This window comes from Vibrio sp. MED222, assembly GCF_000153005.1.
GTDB classification, from domain to species: domain Bacteria; phylum Pseudomonadota; class Gammaproteobacteria; order Enterobacterales; family Vibrionaceae; genus Vibrio; species Vibrio tasmaniensis_A.
This window is the reverse complement of the sequence record NZ_CH902609.1, coordinates 9,514-11,366: the sequence shown is the minus strand read 5'-3', so window position 1 is coordinate 11,366 and position 1,853 is coordinate 9,514. Positions and strand designations below refer to the sequence as shown.

Here is a 1,853-nt window from a genome sequence, read left to right as displayed (position 1 = left end):
GATAATGAATAACCCCTGAGGTGAAAGGCATATGCCAATAGTTAAAGTACGTGAAAACGAACCGTTCGACGTTGCACTACGTCGTTTCAAGCGCTCTTGTGAAAAAGCAGGTATCCTTTCTGAAGTGCGTCGTCGTGAGCATTACGAAAAGCCAACTACAGTTCGCAAACGCGCTAAAGCAGCAGCTCAAAAGCGTCACGCTAAAAAGCTAGCTCGCGAAAACGCACGTCGCGTTCGTCTGTACTAATAACTTAATCCATAAGGACTGAGTTATGGCTCTTATTGAACAACTCAAAGAAGAGCAAAAATTAGCGATGAAAGCCAAGGACAAACCGCGCCTTGGCACTATCCGCTTAGCTCTTTCAGCAATTAAGCAACGTGAAGTTGACGAACGGATCACTCTGAACGACGACGACATTATTGCTATATTAGTTAAAATGGTTAAGCAACGTCGCGATTCTGTTGCTCAATATGAATCGGCAAATCGGCAAGATCTTGCTGACGTGGAAAAAGCAGAAATTACGGTACTTGAAGGCTTTATGCCTCAACCGCTAACTGAAGAAGAAGTTATTGCACTACTTGATAGCGCAATTGCAGAAGCTCAACCTGCGGGCATGCAAGACATGGGTAAAGTAATGGCTATCTTGAAACCACAAATTCAAGGGCGTGCAGATATGGGTAAAGTTAGTGGTTTAGTTCGTTCTAAACTCGCTTAATCCCAAATCAAATTGCAACAAGCCGTGCAATCCTTCGGAACGCACGGCTTGTTTGTATCTGTAACCTATTCAAACTATTATTATCCACACTCTCAGTTAGTGCATTTTTCTAAGGTTTTATGGCAGGACACATCCCGCGTAGTTTCATCGATGATCTCCTAGCGCGTCTCGACATTGTCGATATTGTGGACGCACGCGTGAAACTTAAGAAAAAAGGCAAAAACTATGGTGCTTGTTGCCCATTTCACAACGAAAAGACCCCTTCTTTCAGCGTAAGCCAAGAAAAACAGTTTTATCACTGCTTTGGTTGTGGCGTACACGGCAATGCTATCGACTTCATTATGGAGTTCGAACGTCTCGATTTTGTTGAAGCGATTGAAGAGCTGGCCTCATTTTTAGGACTTGATGTTCCTAGAGAACAGCGCAGCGGTGAAATATCTACGGCGCCAAGAGCCAACAGCGAACAAAAACGTAACCTCTACGATTTGATGGGCGGCATCAGTAATTTTTACCGCTCTCAGCTGAAAATTTCAGCTAACAAACCTGCGATTGATTACCTAAAAAATCGCGGTCTTTCTGGTGAAATCGTACAGAAGTTTGGCATTGGCTACGTCGCTGATGAATGGGACTTGGTTCGTAAGAACTTTGGCCAACAAAAAGAAGCCCAAGACATGCTCGTTACTGGCGGCATGTTGATAGAAAACGATAAAGGCAACCGATACGATCGATTCCGTGGACGCGTGATGTTCCCGATTCGTGACCGTCGAGGCCGAGTGATCGGGTTTGGTGGTCGTGTCTTAGAAGACGGCACACCGAAATACCTGAACTCACCAGAAACGCCTATCTTCCATAAAGGCAAAGAGCTTTACGGCCTTTATGAAGTGCTGCAAGCCTACCGTGAACCGCCGCAAATACTTGTGGTTGAAGGTTACATGGATGTCGTGGCATTAGCGCAATATGGTGTTGATTACTCAGTGGCATCACTGGGCACCTCGACAACCGGTGACCACGTTCAAATGTTGTTCCGCCAAACCAGCACAGTGGTTTGTTGTTACGACGGTGACCGAGCAGGTAAAGAAGCGGCGTGGCGCGCACTCGAAAATGCGCTTGAATACCTGAAAACAGGTAACACGCTCA

Annotated in this window: 3 protein-coding genes; all 3 read left to right on the top strand. The window is 45.7% G+C overall.

What is annotated here, in order from left to right; genetic code table 11:
• Positions 1-31 precede the first annotated feature (31 nt).
• A complete protein-coding gene (gene rpsU / locus MED222_RS06960; protein ID WP_004396009.1) occupies positions 32-247 on the top strand; it encodes a 30S ribosomal protein S21 in 216 nt (71 codons plus the stop codon).
• Between the two features lie 25 nt (positions 248-272).
• A complete protein-coding gene (locus MED222_RS06965) occupies positions 273-716 on the top strand; it encodes a GatB/YqeY domain-containing protein (RefSeq protein WP_009847797.1) in 444 nt (147 codons plus the stop codon).
• A gap of 119 nt (positions 717-835) precedes the next feature.
• On the top strand, positions 836-1,853 hold a 1,018-nt coding region (gene dnaG, locus MED222_RS06970; protein WP_009847796.1), incomplete at its 3' end, for a DNA primase.